Origin of the sequence: Streptomyces sp. NPDC023838, from assembly GCF_040639555.1 — a bacterium.
Taxonomy (GTDB): Bacteria; Actinomycetota; Actinomycetes; order Streptomycetales; family Streptomycetaceae; genus Streptomyces.
The window spans coordinates 53,605-72,417 of the sequence record NZ_JBFAAD010000016.1 but is presented as its reverse complement, the minus strand read 5'-3'; the positions used below and the strand labels follow the sequence as shown (position 1 = coordinate 72,417).

Here is an 18,813-nt window from a genome sequence, read left to right as displayed (position 1 = left end):
TCACCGCGTGACCGCCTCCACCGGATCCGCACCCGGTATCCCCCGGGGCCACCAGTCCTCGCGGCCCGGGTCCGACTCGTACGCGTACCAGAGGCCGTCGCGGCCGTAGCGGAGCTGGGTCGTCGCCGTGGAGAGGTGGTTGCGCCAGGGGCGGAAGCCGGGGTGGCCGGCGGCCGTCAAGGCGGGGCGGGCGCGGTCGAACGGGCCGGCCGGAGGGTCCCAGGGGTCTTCCAGTACGGAGAGCGCCGCGAGTCCGCCCTGGCGCCAGGCGGCCACCGCGCGGGCCAGATCGGTGGTGGTGCGGCCGGTTGCCCGGCACAGGGCGGCGTACAGCGCCCGGGTCGTGGAGGTCACGCCGGAGCCCGGGTGGGCCGCTGCCAGGCGAACCGCGTCCTGCCACGTCGACAGGGACGCGATCGGGTCCTCCCCGGTGGTCAGCAGGGCGTGCGCCCGGGCCGCCGCCTCGGTGGCCAGCAGGTCGAGCGCGAGCGGGTCGGGGGCGCCCTGCAGGGTGGGGAAGGCCGGCGGGTGGCCCGCGTGCGGCGGGGGCGGGAACGGGGGCGGCAGCTCGGGCCGCGACGCGGCCCGGACGGCGTCCCGGGCGGCGACGGTGGGGAGTTGGGGCACGGGTGCCTCGCGCTCCACCGCCATCCGGGCGGTGTTGCGGCGGGTGAGCGCGGCGAGCGTCTCCTGCTCGCCGCGGCCGCGCATCAGCAGGAGGACGAACGGGTCCTCGTCGAGGAGGCGGGCGGTCTGGTAGCAGAGCGCCGCCGCGTGCTTGCAGGGGTAGCCGTCGTCGGGGCAGGAGCAGTCGGGGACCAGGTCGCCGGAGGCGGGGAGCAGGTCGACCTGGTCGGCGAGGGTATGCGGCAGGTCCTTGTCGAGCAGCGCCGCGATGTGGGCGGGGTCCTGTGCCGCCGTGTCCAGGAAGTCCTCCCATGCCTGCTCGGGGAGGGTGCGCAGACGCAGTTCCGTGCGGTAGGGACGGGGGCGGGAGCCGTGTACGTACGCGGTGATCCGGCCGGGCGTGATGGTGATCGCGTCCACATGGCCCGCCTGCGCGTACGTCCGGCCCCGGGCCAGCCGGGCCGGGTCCAGGGCCAGGTCCTCCAGCGCGTCGACCCAGGCCTCGCCCCACCACGTGCCCGTCCGCTCCGAACGGGCGCCCAGAGCCGGGAAGGTGCGGCGGCGGTCGTCGTACCGGGTGGCCGGGAGCGGACTCATACGGGCCTCCTCTCGGGAGCAGCAGGGCCGGCGGCGTGGGCTGTTGGGCACGCGCGCGTGCGGAACCGGTGGGTGTTCATGCTCCCCTCCGCAGGGAGATGAGGTCCGCCAGCTCACGGTCGGTGAGTTCGGTCAGGGCGCTCTCACCGGACCCGAGGACCGCGTCGGCCAGGGCGCGCTTGGCGGCGAGCATCTCCGCGATGCGGTCCTCCACGGTGCCTTCGGCGATCAGACGGTGGACCTGCACCGGCTGGGTCTGGCCGATGCGGTAGGCGCGGTCGGTGGCCTGCTCCTCCACGGCCGGGTTCCACCAGCGGTCGTAGTGGACGACGTGGCCCGCCCGGGTGAGGTTGAGGCCGGTGCCGGCCGCCTTCAGGGAGAGGATGAAGACCGGGACCTCGCCCGACTGGAACGCGTCCACCAGGCGGTCCCGCTCCGCCACCGGCGTTCCGCCGTGCAGGAGTTGGGAGGGGACTCCGCGCGCGGTGAGGTGCGTGGAGAGCAGCCGGGCCATCGCCACGTACTGGGTGAAGACGAGGACCGAGCCGTCCTCGGCCAGGATCGTGTCGAGCAGTTCATCGAGGAGGGTGAGCTTGCCGGAGCGGGCGTGCAGCCGGGGCGCGGTCTCCTTCAGGTACTGCGCCGGGTGGTTGCAGATCTGCTTCAGGGCCGTCAGGAGCTTCATGATCAGGGCGCGTCGGGCGATGCCCTCGGCGGCCTCGACCTCGGCCATGGCCTCCCGGACGACCGCTTCGTAGAGCGAGGCCTGTTCGCGGGTGAGCGGGACCGGGTGGTCGGTCTCCGTCTTGGGCGGCAGCTCGGGCACGATGCCCGGGTCGGACTTCTTCCTCCGAAGGAGGAAGGGGCGGACCAGCCGCGCCAGGCGCTCGGCCGCCTGCGCGTCCTCGCCGTTCTCCACGGCGCGCGCGTGGCGGGCGCGGAACGACTTGAGCGGGCCGAGCAGCCCGGGCGTCGTCCAGTCGAGCAGGGCCCACAGCTCGGAGAGGTTGTTCTCGACCGGGGTGCCGGTGAGCGCGACCCGCGCGGGCGCGGGGACGGTGCGCAGGGCCTTCGCCGTCGCCGAGAACGGGTTCTTGACGTGCTGCGCCTCGTCCGCGACGACCATCCCCCAGGTGTGTGCGGCCAGTTGGGGAGCGCTGCCGCGCATCGTGCCGTACGTGGTGAGGACGAAGCCGCCCGCCGTGTCCGCCAGGCTGCGGGCGCTGCCGTGGAAGCGCCGCACGGGGACGCCGGGCGCGAACCGGGCGATCTCGCGCTGCCAGTTGCCGAGCAGCGAGGCCGGGCAGACCACCAGGGTCGGCTCGGGGCGCGCGCGGCGCAGATGGAGGGCGATCACAGTGATCGTCTTGCCCAGGCCCATGTCGTCCGCGAGACAGCCGCCGAGGCCGAGTGAGGTCATCAGGTCCAGCCAGGCGAGGCCGCGCAGCTGGTAGTCGCGCAGGGTGGCGTCCAGGCCCGGGGGCTGGACGGTGGCCCGCGGGCCCTCGGTGAGGCGGTCACGCAGGACGGCCAGGGCGCCGGCCGGGACCGCCTCGACCGTCTCGCCGTCGACCTCCGCGGTGCCGGTGAGCGCGACGGAGAGCGCGTCCACGGGGTCGAGCAGCCCCAGGTCCCGCTTCCTCGCCTTGCGTACGAGCTCGGGGTCGGCCACCACCCACTGGTCGCGCAGCCGCACGATCGGGCGGTGGGCCTCGGCCAGGACGTCCATCTCGGACTGGCTGAGCGGCTCGCCGCCGAGCGCCAGCTCCCAGTTGAAGGCGAGCAGTTCCCCGGCGTCGAAGAAGGCCGTGCCGTCGGTCGCCGAGCCCGGCGCGGGCCGTACGACAGCGGTGGCGCTCAGGGTGCGGGCCAGCTCGCGCGGCCAGTGGACGGCGACCCCGGCCGCGTCCAGGCGGGTCGCGGCCGCGCCGAGCAGGTCGTACAGCTCGCTCTCGGTGAGCGGCAGCACATCCGGCACCGACCGTTCGAGCAGGAGGCCCAGGGGTGGCCAGACCCGGGCGGCCCGTCGCAGCGCGAGCAGGGCGTCGATCCGCGCGCGCGGGCCGAACGCGTCGGACCGCTCCCCCGCCCACAGGCCCGCCGCGTCGATGACCAGGGTGGGGTCGGCGAGGCTGTGGACCTGGACGATCGCGGAGCCCGCGCGCCGCGCGTCCTCGTCGTCGTCGCTGTCGAACGTCCCGTATCCGGACAGATCCAGGCGCAGGGACACCCGTACGCCCGCGTCCATGCCCGCCGCCGCCTCCGCCGCCCACACGCGCGCGCCGGGCAGGTGCTGGGGCGCGGCCGCCGCGAACGCGGGGCCGACCGCGTGGGCGGCAGCCGGGGTGCGCGGCAGGCTGTCCGCCACGGCGTCCAGGAAGGCGCGCACCAGCGCCTCGGGGTCGGGCAGCCGCAGCGGGCCGTGGCCCGGCAGCGGGACTCCGTACGCCTCGTGCGGCATGGCGGCGGCGATGGCCCGGAGCTGGGCGATGTCGTCGGCGTCCAGCGGGCCGGCACGCCAGGCGTCGTGATCGGTCCCGGTCAGCCCGGGCAGCAGCCTGCCGCGCGCGACGAGGTGCAGGGCGTGCAGCGCGGCGGCGCCCCAGCAGGCGGCCGCGGGGTGAGCGGCGGGGTGGTGCCGCGCCCGGACGAGCAGGGGCAGGGCCTCGGTGATGGGCAGCAGGCGGGCCGCGACGGTACGCCGCCCGGCGCCGCTGCCCTGGCGCCGCACCACGGTCAGCTCGGTGACCTCGCCCGCGCCGGCGTCCCCTGGGGCCCGTGCGCCTGAGTCGGCCGTCCGTGCCCCGGGGAGCGGGCCGCCCGCCGGGTCCCAGAAGGCGACCTTGCCCTCGCGGGGCAGCCCCGCAGGCAGGAACACCGCGGCCGCGGACACGCCGGGCAGCGGCGCGGGCGCCGTCGTCCGCTCGGGCTGCGTCATGTCAGGTCACCTCCCCTCGTGCGTAGGGCCGTGGATCAGCATGCGATCCGCGACTTCTACGACCTTACGGGCGGGGTCTGACAATCGGGCACCGCCGCCTCAGCGCACCCCCTCCCACAAGGCACGTTCCGCCGCCCGCGGGTCCCGGACCAGCTCGGTCGGGGCGTCCGGGGAGGCGCCGAAGACCATCGTCGTACGGGTCTCCCGGTCGTAGGCGTCCCAGCCCGGGTCGCCGGTCGTCGCGAAAGCCACCCACGCGCCGTGCATCGCGTCCGCGAGGTCCTGCGGCGGCCGGTCGCCGAGCATCGGGGCGTACACGGGGTCGCGCAGGTTGTCGAAGACGAAGCCGAGCTCCGCACCGTGGCAGGCGCCGAGCAGACCGCCGTACTGCGGAGAGCGCCAGGCGAACTCGTACACGTGCGTGCCGGGAACGGACTCGGCGACGCGGATGGCTGGGATCCGGTAGAACCAGTCGGTCGCGACGGCGTCGAAGAGCTCGCCGGGGGCCGCGCCGGGGCGGCCCCCGGCGTAGACGGGCAGCGCCTTGTCGGGGTCGAGCCCGTACGCCTCGGTCGTCGCGCGCAGCTTCCGCTCGCTCAGCAGGTGCAGCCGCTCGGTGGGGACCAGGAAGAGGCGGTACTCCTCGCGGTTGCTGCCGACGAGCAGGTCCACCCCGCAGTCGGCGGCGGGCAGCGGCAGCGCGTCCAGGACGGGCTCGAACGGCATCATGTTGAGGATTGCCTCGCCCCACAGCGCCGGGTCCGGGCGGGCGCCCATCTCGGCCCGCAGCCCGGCCTGGGCCGGCAGCAGGTCGCCGAAGGGGACGCGGGCGAACGCGTCGGTCAGCGCCGTCCCGGTCGCCTCGATGCCCAGCTCGGCCGCGAGGCGGGCGGTGATCAGGTCGGCCGTGGCGGGCCGCAGGAAGTGGTGGGCGGCGCCGCTTTGCAGGACCACCCGGCGCAGCAGCCCACGCGCGCGTGGCTGCGCGAGCAGGACGCCGAGGCTCATCCCGCCCGCCGACTCGCCGAACGCGGTGACGCGGTCCGGGTCGCCGCCGAAGCCCTCGATGTTGTCGCGGACCCACTCCAGGGCGGCGATCTGGTCGAGCAGCCCGCGGTTGTCGGGCCTGCCCGGCAGCCGCAGGAAACCGTCCGTACCGAGGCGGTAGTTGACGTTCACGCAGACGACGCCGTCGCGCGCGAAGGCGGTGCCGTCGTACGCCGGCCCCACCCCCGAGCCGTTGGAGAACGCCCCGCCGTGCAGCCAAACCATCACCGGCAGGCGGCCGCCCGGGCCGGGGTGCGGGGTCCACACGCTGAGGTTGAGGCAGTCCTCGCCCTGCCCGCCGTCGGCGTCCGGGATCAGGGCGTCCATCGGCGGGGCGTACGGGGCCCGGGGCGCGGACGGGCCGTGCGCGAAGGCGTCCCGTACGCCCTCCCAGGGGGCCGCCGGGGCCGGCTCGCGGAAGCGGAGCGGGCCGAACGGCGGTGCCGCGTACGGGATGCCGAGGAAGGACGTCACCCCGTCGCTGCCGGTCCGGCCGCGCACCACGCCCTGCCGGGTCGCGCACACAGGCGTCGCAGCCGGTTGCCCCGGTTCCCTGGGTCCCCTGGGTTGCATGGGTTCCATCTGTGTCTCAGACCCCTTCGGCCAGCGTCTTCAGCAGGGCTTCGCCGAACTCCTGGGGACGTTCGACGTGCACCGCGTGCCCTGCTCCGGGCACCGTCACCTCTCGTACCCTGCCGCCCACGCGCGCGTAAAGGGCGAGAACGTGCCGTGTCTGGGCGATCATCGGCTGCGCCGGGGTGCCGTCCCAGCCGGGCACCGCGCCGATCGAGCCCAGATGGGCGAGGTCGAAGAGCGAGGTGTCGGAGACGATCACGTCGTCCTCGCCGCGCACCCAGGTCACCGGTGGCTTGGCGGTGAGCCCGGCGAGGGCGGTGTGCAGGTCGTCGAGGCGGAAGTGGGTCGGGGCGAGGCAGTTGAGCACCCCGCGCGTGCCCGGGGCGGTGCCTGGCCAGGTCTCGCAGGGCCTGCTGTCCCCGGGGTAGTGGTCGTCGCCGAGCCGGGTGCTGAGCATCGACTCGACGTACTCGTCCTCCCGTTCCGGCCGCAGCGGGGGCTTGACGTAGCAGAGGGCGAGCACGCGGCGGGGCGAGAGCGGTGACTCCTCGCCGCGGTCGCCCTCGGCCAGCAGCCGCACGAAGTCGGGGTTGGCGGTGCCGCCGCCCGAGCCCGCGCCGTCCGGCGAGTTGAGCCGCCCGTCCACGCCCTTGGTGCCGCCGAAGCCGTACGGGGAGACCGGATTGACCAGTGTCACCGAACGCACCATGGCGGGCCGGTCCCGCATATGTTGCAGCACCACCCCGCCTCCCATGGACCAGCCGACGAAGTGTGCGCGCTCCACATGAAGAGCCTCGAGGAGCGCCATCAAGTCGTCGGCGTAGTCGCTCAGTCCGCGGGTCGCGTCGACCGGCAGCGGGTCGGTGCCGCCGAAGCCGCGCAGATCGACGGCGATCGGCCGGTAGCGCTCGGGCAGGGCGAGCATCGCGTCCTGCCAGAAGGCGGAGGACGAGACGTTGCCATGCACGAAGACGACCGGTTCGCCCGCGCCTCTGGAGGCGTCCTCCAGGATGTGCTGGGTGAGCCGGGCGGTCGGTACCCGGCGTGCGGTGAGGGTGGACATACGGCCGTCCTTCGGCTTCGGGGGTTCGACTTCGGCGTCGGCTTCAGACGTCGGCTCGGGGGCGACAACGGCCCGGCTCAGGCCAGCCAGGCGGCGACCTGGGCCTGTGAGGCGCTGTTCCAGCCGAGTTCGAGGTGGTTGGCGCCCGTCACGGTGGCCTTGCCGCCGACCGTGGCGACGCCGGTGGTGTCGAGCGCGCTGGAGATGAAGACCACGCCGTCACTGGGCCCGCGGTTCTCGTTGAAGATGCCGATGACGTCCGGTGAACCGCCCGCCATCAGGTACGTGGTGACGGAGGCGGGGATTCCGGCCCGCTGCAGCGGGGCGACGAGCGAGCCCGTGTCGATGGCCCGCTGGATCCCGTCACCGGCCGTGTAGAAGCCCTGGCCTCCGTAGTACGTGGTGTACCAGTCCTGGGCCGACTGGTCGACGCCGTACACGCCGTCCCAGCGGGCCAGCATCTGCCGCTGGCCGGGGTAGTCGTCGTAGCCCCCGGACGGCGTCATGGAGAACTCGGGGTGCGCCGTGTACGTGCCGTAGCAGGTCATCCGGGAGTGCGGGGAGGGCGCGTTGATCTTGCCGCCGCACTCCGGCCAGATGGAGAAGTCATGGGCCCAGCCGTGGGCGTACGGGTAGTCGAAGCCGCCGTTGGGGCCGCCGAGCGTGATCAGCTTCCGTACGTCACCGGCGTACGCGCGGCCCCAGGAGGGCTTCAGGGACGACACGTACGCGCGCGTGGAGAGCTCCCCCTTGCTCCAGCCGACCAGGTCCACCTGGCCGACGCCCAGCTTCGCCTTGATGAGGGCGACCGCGTCACCGACGGCCTGCGCCTGCATCAGGTTGTCGCCCTGTTTGTGGGCGAAGCCGATGGCGAAGACCCGGTGGCCGCGGGCCGCCAGGTACTGCATCAGGCCGGTCGAGGGGCACGAAAGGGCGCCGCAGCCGTAGCCGCCGGACTCGCCGGGGTTGGCCCAGGCCCGGTCGGCGGTGTCGTTGGCGCCGTGCACCAGGAGGACCGGGGTGGCCTTGGCGCCGGTGTTCCAGCCGGGGGCCGAGTAGAGCAGGAAGCGGTCGGAGGTGGGGCGGGCGACGCCACCGAAGTAGGTGACGCGGACGCCGTCCTGGTTGCCACGCCCGTCCGGCGGGTAGCCCTCGGCGGCGGCCGCCTGGAAGCCCGTGGTGGTGTCGCGGTAGCGCTCGACCTTCTCCCACCCGTTGGTGACCGTGCCGGAGCCGTAGGCGGCCTCCAGGGCGAGGTACGGGGGCGGGGCGGCGGTCGCGTCGCTGCCCCCTGTGGCCGTCTCTCGGGCGATGGCGGTGCTTGCGGCGGCGGCATCTCCGGCTGTGGCGGTGCCTCCCGCCGACAGGAGCGCGCCGAGCGCCGCTGTCACGGCCAGCGCCGCTCTCCATCCCCCACGGTGTCTGCTACGCACGTCCGGGCCCCCTTGCCTGGGCTGATTCTGGCTGCGACCAAGACGCTAGGCAGGCGGTGCCTGGGTGGGGGATGTGTGCGCGCCACATAAGACGGACGGCGCATGTGGGGCCGGGCATGTGCGAGCCGGTGGCTCGGGGGTGCCAGGGTGACATCGCCCGGCCGGCCGCGCACGGGATGCCCGGGTGGCGTGCACCGGGCAGGGTGACGGTACTGACCGCCGTACCACCGCCGTCACCGTACAGACGAGGACCGCTCATGCCCGTGCCTGTGTCCCCGCTCGCGCCGCGCCCGTCAGAACCTTCCCCGTCCTCTTCGGGGCGGTCCTCGTGGGGGCGTGCGGCGTCCGTCAGGCGGCGGCTCGGCTTCGCCGCCGGGGCGGCGCTGCTCACGCTCGCCACCGCGGCCTGCTCCGCCTTCGGCCGTACGGCGGTCGGCACCTTCTCGTACGCGACCGCGGCGGAACGTGTCGTCAAGATCAGCAGCCCGCCGATCAAGGGCTGCCACCGGATGGGCCCGACAGGCGCCACGGCCGTCCTCAACAACACGCTGACGGACGTTCGCGTGTACCGGACGCTGAACTGCCGGGGCAAGGAGATGGCGTACATCCCGAGCCGTCTGGGGGACAACATCGCGCCGAACACCCTGCCCTGGCGCAGCTACGCGTTCGTGCACTGACGCCGGGCGGGGCGCGGGCCCGGCGTCCGGAGCAGGCCGGTCACAGCTCGAACCACCCGTGTCCTTGGTACCAGTGCTCGCCCGCGAGCAGATGGCCCGCGACGGCGCGCTCCACGGCGGTCCGCTGGAGCAGCGCCTCCACGGGCAGGTCCGGGTCTCCGAAGACGAAGAAGACCGGAAGATTGTCGTCCGGTTCGGTTGCCCGATAGGGCGTGTGGAACCGGCGCTGGAAGCGGACGATGTTGGACTCTTCGGGCAAGTACTTCTGCAGTTGCGCATCGAGCAGCCATGAGTGGCAGACGGCGACCCGGTAGGTCTCCTCCGGGTAGTGGAGCGCGAAGAAGTCCCTGGCCAGCGCGAGCGAAGCGTCGCACGCCTGCGGGTTCAACGGCCCCCGGAAGTCCGGGATGTGGATGCTGAGGCAGGCGTCACCGGGCCCGAGCGGCAGCCCGGCGGCCCGCACCGCCTCACCGGTGCGCTGCCCGAGCCGGGCACGCTGGAACTGCAACCGTCCCAACTGGTAGAGCTCCCCGCGAAAGTGCGGCCACAGCCAGCGCGGCAGCACCAGACCGGCGTTCCCGTAGCGCCTGCGGTGAACGGCCATGTGGCGTCCGAGGTCAGCGAGAGTGCGACGGGCAATGTCGCCGGGCACGGCGCGTCCGTCGTGGTACGCGCGCGTATGCGGCAGTGCGGCGAGCAGGACCAGGACGGGAAAGAGCCGCCGGACAACCGCCGATCCGCCCAACCCGTCGGAAATCGCGGGCATTTCAGGCTGAAATCCCACGGTCCCGATGTCCTGTACGAGCGCCCTGACGGACGCCGCCAGAAGCCCACCGACTTCCGAATCACCCACCGACTGCCTTGCGATCCGCACCAGTTCATTGATGTCCTCGTGCGGTACGGCGAGGTCGAGCAGCACCTCGGGCAGCTCGTCCCCCACCGGTAACAGCGCGTCCTCGTCCACCATGCGCGTCACCCTATGTGGCACCGGAATGCGGGAATCGGGGATTGGCGCACAAACCACGGCTCATCGGACAGCCATATCCAGCCACCCAGTGGGTAAAATTCCCCTGGAAGAGGCGATGACCATGCGCACTGGGAGTGAGCCCACGACCGCGCGCAGTCCCCTGCGGATGCGGTTCTGGCTGAGCGTGTGGGGGCTGATCTGGGCCCTCGGCGGCACGGCGGGCTTCGCCCTGGAGGGCCGCCCCGGCTGGATGGCCGCGTGCGCCGCACTCGCCCTGGTGATCACGATCGACCTCGGCATGATCATCCACCACATCCACCAGGGCCCCCACTACCAGCCGGGCCCGGACGTCCCCCCGTACGAGCCGCCCCGGCGGCGTTAAGCGCTGTTGGGTGGCGTGAGGCGCCACTGGGCGGCGTCACGTCACGCGTCGTCACACCTCGTCGTCGCCCACGTCGAACCGCGCCGCCTGCACATACTCCGGCTTCGGGTCCAGCGCCGCCGCGAGGCGGAAGTGGCGGACCGCCTGGTCGGGTCGGGCCGTGCGTTCGTAGGTACGGGCCAGGGCGAAGTGGGCGAAGGCATTGTCCGGTTCCCGCTCCAGGACCAGCTGGAACTCCAGCTCCGCCGCACGCAGTTGGGCCGAGGCGAAGAACGCGCGGGCGCGCAGGAGGCGGGCCGCCGTGTTCTCGGGGTGGGCCGCGACGACCGAGTCGAGGAGCTTCACCGCGCCGCGAGGGTCACGGGCAGCCAGCAGCTGCTCCGCCGCGCGGAAGTCGATCACGTGTGTTTCCGGGGTGCTCTCGGCCACGGTCGAGTCCTTTCCCTCGCTGCGCGTTGACAACGCACTGCCCAGTTCCCGTATTCCGTATTCATTCCGCCCGTCACGGAGTGCGAGGCACGCTCACAGCGCGGCCACCGCCAGGATCAGACCCACGGCCAGTACGGCGGCTCCTGCCGCTACAAACGTACGGTCCAGGCCCGTTCGTTCCCCACCGAGCAGAATGACCTCGCGCGGGTCGGCCGGGTCGTAGGAGAGGCGGACGCGGTCGCCCGGGGTCAGCGGCTCACGGCGCGTGGGCGGCACGGGGGACGGCAGCTCCAGGACGCGGCCGTCGGCCGTCTCGTACTGGAGGAGCGGGCGCCCGGAACCGGGCGGGGCGGGCTTGACCAGCGCCCAGACGGCGGCGCCCGCCGCCGCGATGCGCCGGGTCTCGCGCAGCCCGTACGCACCGGCCAGCAGCGCCACCAGCCCGCCGAAGACCGTGAAACCCGCCAGTACGAAGAGCACATCGGGATCGTAATCCCGGGCGGCGGGGCGGTGCGCGCGTTTGAGACTTCCCGCCGGGCGGCCCGGCCTAGCGGGTGACCGCCCGCTCCAGGAGCTCGCCCCACACCTTCCTGACCTGCGGTTCCAGCGCTTCGAGCGGGCCGTCGTTGTCGATGACGAGGTCCGCCACCGCGAGCCGCTGTTCGCGGGTCGCCTGGGCCGCCATCCGGGCCTCGGCCTCGGGCTTCGCCATGCCGCGCAGCCGCGTCAGCCGCTCCAGTTGCGTGGCGGGCGCGGCGTCGACGACGACCACCAGGTCGTACAGGGGGGCCAAGCCGTTCTCGGCCAGCAGAGGGACGTCGTGGATCACCACCGAGTCCGGGCCCGCGGCCGCCTCCAGCTCCGCCGAGCGCGCGCCGACCAGCGGGTGGACGATGCCGTTCAGGATCGCGAGCTTGGCCGGGTCGGCGAAGACGATCGCCCCCAGAGCCGGCCGGTCGAGGGTGCCGTCCGCCGCGAGGATCCCGGCGCCGAACGCCTCGACCACCGCTGCCAGCCCCTCGGTTCCGGGCTCGACCACCTCTCGGGCGATCTTGTCGGCGTCGATCAGCACCGCCCCGTACGAGACGAGCATGCGCGACACTTCGCTCTTGCCGGCGCCGATTCCGCCGGTCAGGCCCACCTTCAGCATGAGCGGCAGCCTAGGGGATGCCGCTCATGCCGTCGGTTCCAGGGCCTTGCGGCCATTACCGGGGTCGCCGCCCCACCGTCACAGGTCTCCCTCGCGCTCCGCGAGGAACCGCTCGAACTCGCGGCCCAGTTCGTCCGCCGACGGCAGGTCCGACGGTTCGGCGACCAGGTTGCCCCGGGTCTCGGCGCCCGCGACCGCGTCGTACTGGTGCTCAAGTCCCTGCACCAGCGTGACGAGTTCCTCGTCGCCCTCGCCGATCTGCCGCTCGATCTCCGTCTGGGTACGCTGCGCCTCGGTCCGCAGGCTGTGGGCGACGCTCGGCAGCACCAGGCCCGTGGCCGCCGTGATCGCCTCCAGGGCGGTCAGGGCAGCGTCCGGGTAGGCCGACCGCGCCACGTAGTGCGGGACGTGCGTGGCCACGCCGAGGACGTCGTGTCCGGCCTCCATCAGCCGGTACTCGATCAACGACTCGGCGCTGCCGGGAACTTGCGCCTCGTCGAAGGGCGAGCGGTGACCCGGCATCAGGTCCGTGCGGTTGCCGTGCGGGGTGATGCCGACGGGGCGGGTGTGCGGAACGCCCATCGGGATGCCGTGGAAGTTGACCGAAAGGCGTACGCCGAGGCGCTCGACGATCTGCCGTACGGCGACGGCGAAACGCTCCCACTCCACATCCGGCTCGGGGCCGGACATCAGCAGGAACGGCGCACCCGTGGCATCCTGCACCAGGCGCACCTCGATCGCGGGGGTCTCGAAGTCCGCCCAGCGGTCCCGCTTGAAGGTCAGCAGCGGGCGGCGGGCGCGGTAGTCGACGAGTCTGTCGTGGTCGAAGCGGGCCACCACCTGGTGGGGCAGGCTGTCCAGCAGCTTCCCGACGATCTGCTCGCCGGTCTCACCCGCATCGATGTATCCGTCGAAGTGGTACAGCATGACCAGGCCGGCCGACTCCTGCGCGAGCGCCATGTCGACGACTGCGAGGCCCTTCGGCTCCCATTCGTACAAACCCTGCGGATCAAGCACGATTACCGCTCCTCCTCGTGTTCGTAGGGAAGAACGCCCCATCGGACAACGGCATTCCCGCGCGCGTGCCTTTCACATGCTGTTCTCACAACGGCCGGTACGCGTCCCCGTCCGCCAATTTCCGGCCGCTGGTCCGGACCTTGACATGCCCAGGCGCTCGTCCTCCCGGTCACCGCCGCCCGCCCGGGTGACGCCGGGTGGCCTTGCGGGACGTAAGGGCCAGCAGAACGATGTAAGGCCCGCCCCCCATTGGGGAGCGGGCCTTACATTTCGGCTATCTACCGACCGGGGTCAGAGCGTCAGCTCTGGCCGCCCGCCAGCTTCTCGCGCAGGGCAGCCAGGGCCTCGTCCGACGCCAGGGCGCCGGAGTTGTCGTCCGACTCCGAGGAGTACGAACCACCCGAGATACCGGCACCGGCGTTGCCACCGGCGGCCGGGGCGGCAGCGCCCTCGGCAGCGGCGGCCTCGTCGGCCTCGCGGGACTTGATGACCTGGGCCTGGTGCTGCTCGAAGCGCTGCTGCGCCTCGGCGTACTGGCCCTCCCACGCCTCGCGCTGGGTCTCGTAGCCCTCGAGCCAGTCGTTGGTCTCGGGGTCGAAGCCCTCGGGGTAGATGTAGTTGCCCTGGTCGTCGTAGGACGCGGCCATGCCGTACAGGGTCGGGTCGAACTCGACCGACGCCGGGTCGGCACCGAAGGACTCGTTGGCCTGCTTCAGCGACAGCGAGATCCGGCGACGCTCGAGGTCGATGTCGATGACCTTGACGAAGATCTCGTCGTTGACCTGGACGACCTGCTCCGGGATCTCCACGTGGCGCTCGGCCAGCTCGGAGATGTGGACCAGGCCCTCGATGCCCTCGTCGACGCGCACGAACGCACCGAACGGAACGAGCTTGGTGACCTTACCCGGGACGACCTGACCGATCTGGTGCGTACGGGCGAACTGCTGCCACGGGTCCTCCTGCGTCGCCTTCAGCGACAGGGAGACACGCTCGCGGTCCATGTCGACGTCGAGGACCTCGACGGTGACTTCCTGGCCGACCTCGACAACCTCGGACGGGTGGTCGATGTGCTTCCAGGACAGCTCGGAGACGTGGACGAGACCGTCGACGCCACCCAGGTCCACGAAGGCACCGAAGTTGACGATCGAGGAAACGACGCCGGAGCGGACCTGACCCTTCTGGAGGGTGGTGAGGAACGTCTGACGGACCTCGGACTGGGTCTGCTCCAGCCAGGCACGGCGGGACAGGACCACGTTGTTGCGGTTCTTGTCCAGCTCGATGATCTTGGCCTCGAGCTCCTTGCCCACGTAGGGCTGGAGGTCGCGGACGCGGCGCATCTCGACGAGGGAAGCCGGCAGGAAGCCACGGAGGCCGATGTCGAGGATGAGACCACCCTTGACGACCTCGATGACGGTACCGGTGACGATGCCGTCCTCTTCCTTGATCTTCTCGATGGTGCCCCAGGCACGCTCGTACTGAGCGCGCTTCTTCGAGAGGATCAGGCGGCCTTCCTTGTCCTCCTTCTGGAGAACCAGGGCCTCGATCTCGTCGCCGACCTTGACGACCTCGTTCGGGTCGACGTCGTGCTTGATCGAGAGCTCGCGGCTCGGGATGACACCTTCGGTCTTGTAACCGATGTCGAGCAGGACCTCGTCCCGGTCGACCTTCACGATGACGCCGTCGACGATGTCGCCGTCGTTGAAGTACTTGATCGTCTCGTCGATCGCGGCGAGGAAGGCTTCCTCGTTACCGATGTCGTTGACCGCAACCTGCGGGGTGGTGGCGGTGGTCTCGGTGCTGCTCGTCATGTGGGAAAGGGCTCCGGTACGGACATGAAGTCGTAGGTACTGCTACGCCGAAAGCCCGTATCGCCTCTGCAGAAGCCGGACAGCCTAGGAAACGCCCAACCCGGCGAACCGGAGGACGCCTCGAAACCGAGGGGACATACAACAGTGGGAGCGCGCCTGCTAGGTCTGAGGTGCGCAGGCTCGCAGCGCAACTTGTAGCATACGGGGGCAGCCGGACAGGGTCAATGCGCGAAGGCGCACACCCGGGGCGGATCCCCGCATTCCCGGCACAAATGAGGTTCTCCGAGGCCACGCAGGGCCCATGCCGGCCCAAGCAGAACGCGGCGGCACAGCCGCGCTCGCGCTCTGCGCAAACTACAACGACGGGCACGATGATCCAAGAGTACGAGGGTGAATACGAGCCCGAGGCGACACGCCGTGACACCGACGACACGGAGAGCAGCCGGGCAAGCCGCGGCTGGTGGGACCGGAACGCCGACGAGTACCAGACCGACCACGGAGCGTTCCTGGGGGACGACCGTTTCGTCTGGGGTCCGGAGGGGCTGGACGAGGCGGACGCGGCGCTGCTCGGTCCTGTGGAGTCCCTGAAGGGACTGGACGTCCTGGAGATCGGCGCCGGGGCCGCCCAGTGCTCGCGCTGGCTGGCCGCCCAGGGCGCCCGGCCGGTCGCCCTGGACCTCTCGCACCGCCAGCTCCAGCACGCGCTGCGCATCGACGGCGGGGCGGTTCCGCTGGTGGAGGCGGACGCGGGCGCGCTCCCGTTCGCGGACGGCTCCTTCGATCTCGCGTGTTCCGCGTACGGGGCGGTCCCGTTCGTGGCCGACCCGGTGCGAGTCTTCCGCGAGGTGCGAAGGGTGCTGCGGCCCGGCGGGCGCTGGGTCTTCAGCGTCACGCACCCCATCCGCTGGGCGTTCCCGGACGAGCCTGGCCCGGAGGGGCTGAGCGTGGCCGCGTCCTACTTCGACCGCACGCCGTACGTGGAGCAGGACGAGGCGGGGCACGCGGTGTACGTCGAGCACCACCGGACCCTGGGCGACCGGGTTCGCGACGTGGTGGCCGGGGGCTTCCGGCTGGTCGACCTGGTCGAGCCGGAGTGGCCCACCTGGAACACACAGGAGTGGGGCGGCTGGTCCCCGCTGCGGGGCAATCTGATTCCGGGCACGGCGATTTTTGTGTGCGAGCGGGATTAGCGCGCGTTTCGTGCGCACGCGGGATTGGCGGGCGCGAGCGGGATTGGACGGACGCGCCGGGTTGGCGGGTGCGGCGGCGCCCCGCCGAACCCGGCCAGCAACCCCATTAGTAATACAAACCCACAAACCAGCTGGTCTGTGGACGCCCGGAAACGGGTCCGGGCCGGGACGTACGAAACTGTGGTCGTGATCCGAACCGACGCGATCGAGCGTCTTCCCGTACGCCATGCCGTGCCCGAGCTGCTGAGCGCACTCGAGGGGCGCGGCACGGCGGTCCTGTCCGCGCCCCCGGGCACCGGCAAGACCACGCTGGTGCCGCTGGCGCTGGCCGGGCTGACCGGGGCGGGGCCACGGCGGCGGGTGCTGGTGGCCGAGCCTCGGCGGATGGCGGTCCGGGCCGCCGCCCGCCGGATGGCCTGGCTGCTCGGCCAGGAGGTCGGGGACACGGTCGGTTTCTCCGTCCGCGGGGAGCGCCGCACCGGCCCCGGCACGGTCGTCGAAGTGGTGACGACCGGCGTCCTGCTGCAACGGCTGCAACGCGACCCCGAGCTCGCGGGGGTGGACGTGGTGCTGCTCGACGAGTGCCACGAACGCCATCTGGACGCGGACACGGCTGTCGCCTTCCTGGTGGACGTACGGGCCGCCCTGCGCCCGGAACTCCAGCTGATCGCGGCGTCCGCCACCAGCGATGCCGAGGCCTGGTCGCAGCTCCTGACCGTGGCCGACGGCTCGGGCCCGGCCCCGGTGGTACGGAGTACGGGACAGGGCCACGGCGCGGCGATCCACTACGCCCCGCCGCCCGCCGGCATCCGCCCGGCACACGGCACCTGGGTGGACCCGCAACTTCTGCGGCACGTCGCCGCGACGGTCCGGCTGGCCCTGAAGGCGCACGACGGGGATCTGCTGTGCTTCCTGCCGGGCACCGGCGAGATCGCCCGGACGGCCGGGATGCTGGACGGGGTGGATGCCGAGGTCCTCCAGTTGCACGGGCGCGCTCCGGCGGCGGTCCAGGACGCGGTGCTGCGGGGCGGTGAGGGGCGTCGGCGGGTGGTCCTCGCGACCTCCGTGGCCGAGTCCAGCCTGACCGTGCCGGGCGTGCGGATCGTCGTCGACTCGGGGCTGGCCCGCGAACCGCGCGTCGACCACGCCCGGGGGCTCGGCTCGCTGGCGACCGTGTCGGTGTCGGACGCCGGGGCGACCCAGCGGCTGGGTCGCGCGGGCCGGGAGGCGTTCGGCACGGTGTACCGGTGCTGGGCGCCCGCCGACGACGCGCGGCGCCCGCGCTTCCCCTCCCCCGAGATCAAGATCGCGGACCTGGCGTCCTTCGCCCTGCGGGCCGCGTGCTGGGGCGATCCGACCGCGCAGGGGCTGGCGCTGCTCAATGCCCCGCCCACCGGGGCGATGGCGGCGGCCCGCTCCGTCCTGACCGCGATCGGCGCGGTGGACGAGGCCGGCCGCGCCACCGAGCGGGGCGTACGGATGGCTCGGCTCGGGGTGCACCCCCGGCTGGCCCGGGCACTCCTGGACGGCGCGGCCGAGGTGGGCGCGCGGCGGGCGGCCGAGGTGGTGGCGCTGCTGAGCGAGGAGCCGCCGAGGGAGTACGGGGACGACCTGGCGGCGGCGTGGCGCACAGCCCGCCGGGGCGGCGACGGGTACGCGGCGCGCTGGCGCCAGGAGGTGCGGCGGCTGACGTCGGCGGTGACGGGAGCGGGCTCCGTGTCGGCCTCCCCCTTTGCCACTGTTTCCATGGCCACCGCTCCGATGGCCACCGCTCGCTTGGATTCCGATTCCGGTGCGGAGACCCCTCCGGGGTCAGGGGCAAGGTCCGCGCCGGGGTCAGGGGCGGCGCCACGGTCGGACGACGCCGTTGCCGGGCTGGTCACCGCGCTGGCGTTCCCGGAGCGGGTGGCGCGGGCTCGGGGCGAGGGCTCGTTCCTGATGGTGTCCGGTACCCGGGCCGAGCTGGGCCAGGGGTCCGGGCTGCGGAGTGCGGGGTGGCTCGCGGTGGCCGTGGCGGACCGGCCGGTGCAGGCCGCTTCGGCGCGGGTGCGGCTGGCCGCCGTCGTGGACGAGGGCATCGCGCGCGCGGCGGCCGGGCCGCTGAGGGCCATGGGAGAGGAGGTGCGCTGGGAGGACGGCGATGTGGTCGCCCGGGAGGTGGAGCGGCTGGGCGCGGTGGAGCTGTCGGTGCGTCCGCTGAAGCAGCCCGACCCCGCTCTGGTGCGGCGGGCGCTCCTGGACGGGCTGGCGAAGGAGGGCATAGGGCTGCTTCGGTGGTCGCGGGAGGCCGGGGGGCTGCGGGAGCGGCTGGCGTTTCTGCACCGGACGCTGGGCGAGCCGTGGCCGGACGTGTCGGACGGGGCCCTGCTCGCGCGGGCCGAGGAGTGGCTGGAGCCGGAGCTGTCCCGGGCGCGGCGCCGGGCCGATCTGGGCAGGCTGGACGCGGGGCAGGCGCTGGCCCGGCTGCTGCCGTGGGCGGGCGGCGAGGCGGCACGCCTGGACGAGCTGGCACCGGAGCGCATCGAGGTGCCGAGCGGGTCGCGGATCAGGGTGGAGTACGGGGGTGCGCAGCCGGTGCTCGCGGTGAAGCTCCAGGAGATGTTCGGGCTGGAGGGAACGCCGGAGGTCGCCGGGGTGCCCGTGCTCATACATCTGCTCTCCCCGGCCGGGCGGCCCGCCGCCGTCACGGCCGACCTGGCGAACTTCTGGCGGGAGGGGTACCGGGCGGTCCGGGCCGAGCTGCGCGGGCGCTACCCCAAGCACCCCTGGCCGGAGGACCCTTCGAAGGCCCAGCCGACGCGCCACACCAACGCCCGGCTCAAACGGTGACCTGCGGAAGGGCGACCTGCGGGTAAGGCGGCCCGGGGAAACGGACGCCGTTCGAGCGGCCGGGGCAAGGTCGTCCTGTTCGT

Annotated in this window: 15 protein-coding genes; 4 read left to right on the top strand and 11 right to left on the bottom strand. The window is 72.9% G+C overall.

Annotated features, from left to right (window positions below; genetic code table 11):
* The 5 genes from AB0G17_RS20560 to AB0G17_RS20540 form a co-directional block, all read right to left on the bottom strand.
* Complete coding sequence (locus AB0G17_RS20560) at window positions 1-1,224, bottom strand: SWIM zinc finger family protein (RefSeq protein ID WP_361384417.1); 1,224 nt, start codon at window positions 1,222-1,224, stop codon at window positions 1-3.
* Window positions 1,225-1,300: 76 nt separating this feature from the next.
* Window positions 1,301-4,162 carry a DEAD/DEAH box helicase gene (locus AB0G17_RS20555; protein ID WP_361384414.1) on the bottom strand — a complete coding sequence of 954 codons (2,862 nt, stop codon included), beginning with the start codon at window positions 4,160-4,162 and terminating at the stop codon, window positions 1,301-1,303.
* A gap of 99 nt (window positions 4,163-4,261) precedes the next feature.
* Complete coding sequence (locus AB0G17_RS20550; RefSeq protein WP_361384411.1) at window positions 4,262-5,782, bottom strand: carboxylesterase family protein; 1,521 nt, start codon at window positions 5,780-5,782, stop codon at window positions 4,262-4,264.
* 16 nt (window positions 5,783-5,798) lie between these two features.
* Entirely contained in the window at window positions 5,799-6,848 is a 1,050-nt protein-coding gene (locus tag AB0G17_RS20545; protein ID WP_361384408.1) for an alpha/beta hydrolase, read from the bottom strand.
* Window positions 6,849-6,925: 77 nt separating this feature from the next.
* Complete coding sequence (locus AB0G17_RS20540; RefSeq protein ID WP_361384405.1) at window positions 6,926-8,239, bottom strand: lipase; 1,314 nt, start codon at window positions 8,237-8,239, stop codon at window positions 6,926-6,928.
* 299 nt (window positions 8,240-8,538) lie between these two features.
* Here AB0G17_RS20540 and AB0G17_RS20535 point away from each other — a divergent pair, with 299 nt between their 5' ends.
* Window positions 8,539-8,958 (top strand): hypothetical protein, encoded by a 420-nt coding sequence (locus AB0G17_RS20535; protein ID WP_361384402.1) that lies wholly within the window; start codon window positions 8,539-8,541, stop codon window positions 8,956-8,958.
* A gap of 40 nt (window positions 8,959-8,998) precedes the next feature.
* On the opposite strand, the gene AB0G17_RS20530 is transcribed toward AB0G17_RS20535, so the two are convergent.
* Window positions 8,999-9,925, bottom strand: coding sequence for an acyltransferase domain-containing protein (locus AB0G17_RS20530; protein WP_361384399.1), 927 nt, complete (start codon window positions 9,923-9,925; stop codon window positions 8,999-9,001).
* 121 nt (window positions 9,926-10,046) lie between these two features.
* On the opposite strand from AB0G17_RS20530, the gene AB0G17_RS20525 reads away from it, so the two are divergent.
* Window positions 10,047-10,307: a DUF6343 family protein gene (locus tag AB0G17_RS20525; RefSeq protein ID WP_361384681.1), complete on the top strand. Its 261-nt coding sequence runs from the start codon at window positions 10,047-10,049 to the stop codon at window positions 10,305-10,307.
* Between the two features lie 51 nt (window positions 10,308-10,358).
* On the opposite strand, the gene AB0G17_RS20520 is transcribed toward AB0G17_RS20525, so the two are convergent.
* The 5 genes from AB0G17_RS20520 to rpsA all read right to left on the bottom strand — a co-directional run bounded on the left by AB0G17_RS20520 (window position 10,359) and on the right by rpsA (window position 14,711).
* Window positions 10,359-10,736: a tetratricopeptide repeat protein gene (locus tag AB0G17_RS20520; protein ID WP_361384396.1), complete on the bottom strand. Its 378-nt coding sequence runs from the start codon at window positions 10,734-10,736 to the stop codon at window positions 10,359-10,361.
* Between the two features lie 93 nt (window positions 10,737-10,829).
* Complete coding sequence (locus tag AB0G17_RS20515) at window positions 10,830-11,216, bottom strand: DUF3592 domain-containing protein (RefSeq protein ID WP_361384393.1); 387 nt, start codon at window positions 11,214-11,216, stop codon at window positions 10,830-10,832.
* Between the two features lie 67 nt (window positions 11,217-11,283).
* On the bottom strand, window positions 11,284-11,886 hold the full coding sequence (coaE, locus tag AB0G17_RS20510) for a dephospho-CoA kinase (RefSeq protein ID WP_361384390.1): 603 nt from the start codon (window positions 11,884-11,886) through the stop codon (window positions 11,284-11,286).
* 78 nt (window positions 11,887-11,964) lie between these two features.
* Window positions 11,965-12,903 (bottom strand): PAC2 family protein, encoded by a 939-nt coding sequence (locus AB0G17_RS20505; protein ID WP_361384387.1) that lies wholly within the window; start codon window positions 12,901-12,903, stop codon window positions 11,965-11,967.
* Between the two features lie 299 nt (window positions 12,904-13,202).
* Window positions 13,203-14,711 carry a 30S ribosomal protein S1 gene (gene rpsA / locus AB0G17_RS20500; protein WP_101387822.1) on the bottom strand — a complete coding sequence of 503 codons (1,509 nt, stop codon included), beginning with the start codon at window positions 14,709-14,711 and terminating at the stop codon, window positions 13,203-13,205.
* Between the two features lie 371 nt (window positions 14,712-15,082).
* Between rpsA and AB0G17_RS20495 the strand changes: the two genes are divergently transcribed.
* Both AB0G17_RS20495 and AB0G17_RS20490 read left to right on the top strand, forming a co-directional pair.
* Entirely contained in the window at window positions 15,083-15,901 is an 819-nt protein-coding gene (locus tag AB0G17_RS20495) for a methyltransferase domain-containing protein (protein WP_361384383.1), read from the top strand.
* A gap of 186 nt (window positions 15,902-16,087) precedes the next feature.
* Window positions 16,088-18,730: an ATP-dependent helicase C-terminal domain-containing protein gene (locus AB0G17_RS20490; RefSeq protein ID WP_361384380.1), complete on the top strand. Its 2,643-nt coding sequence runs from the start codon at window positions 16,088-16,090 to the stop codon at window positions 18,728-18,730.
* Window positions 18,731-18,813 lie beyond the last annotated feature (83 nt).

Bases quoted from the DNA above. Each gene is read 5' to 3' on its own strand.
- AB0G17_RS20560 (WP_361384417.1), bottom strand. From the start codon at position 1,224: ATGAGTCCGCTCCCGGCCACCCGGTACGACGACCGCCGCCGCACCTTC.
- AB0G17_RS20555 (WP_361384414.1), bottom strand. From the start codon at position 4,162: ATGACGCAGCCCGAGCGGACGACGGCGCCCGCGCCGCTGCCCGGCGTG.
- AB0G17_RS20550 (WP_361384411.1), bottom strand. From the start codon at position 5,782: ATGCAACCCAGGGGACCCAGGGAACCGGGGCAACCGGCTGCGACGCCT.
- AB0G17_RS20545 (WP_361384408.1), bottom strand. From the start codon at position 6,848: ATGTCCACCCTCACCGCACGCCGGGTACCGACCGCCCGGCTCACCCAG.
- AB0G17_RS20535 (WP_361384402.1), top strand. From the start codon at position 8,539: ATGCCCGTGCCTGTGTCCCCGCTCGCGCCGCGCCCGTCAGAACCTTCC.
- AB0G17_RS20530 (WP_361384399.1), bottom strand. From the start codon at position 9,925: ATGGTGGACGAGGACGCGCTGTTACCGGTGGGGGACGAGCTGCCCGAG.
- AB0G17_RS20525 (WP_361384681.1), top strand. From the start codon at position 10,047: ATGCGCACTGGGAGTGAGCCCACGACCGCGCGCAGTCCCCTGCGGATG.
- coaE (WP_361384390.1), bottom strand. From the start codon at position 11,886: ATGCTGAAGGTGGGCCTGACCGGCGGAATCGGCGCCGGCAAGAGCGAA.
- rpsA (WP_101387822.1), bottom strand. From the start codon at position 14,711: ATGACGAGCAGCACCGAGACCACCGCCACCACCCCGCAGGTTGCGGTC.
- AB0G17_RS20495 (WP_361384383.1), top strand. From the start codon at position 15,083: ATGATCCAAGAGTACGAGGGTGAATACGAGCCCGAGGCGACACGCCGT.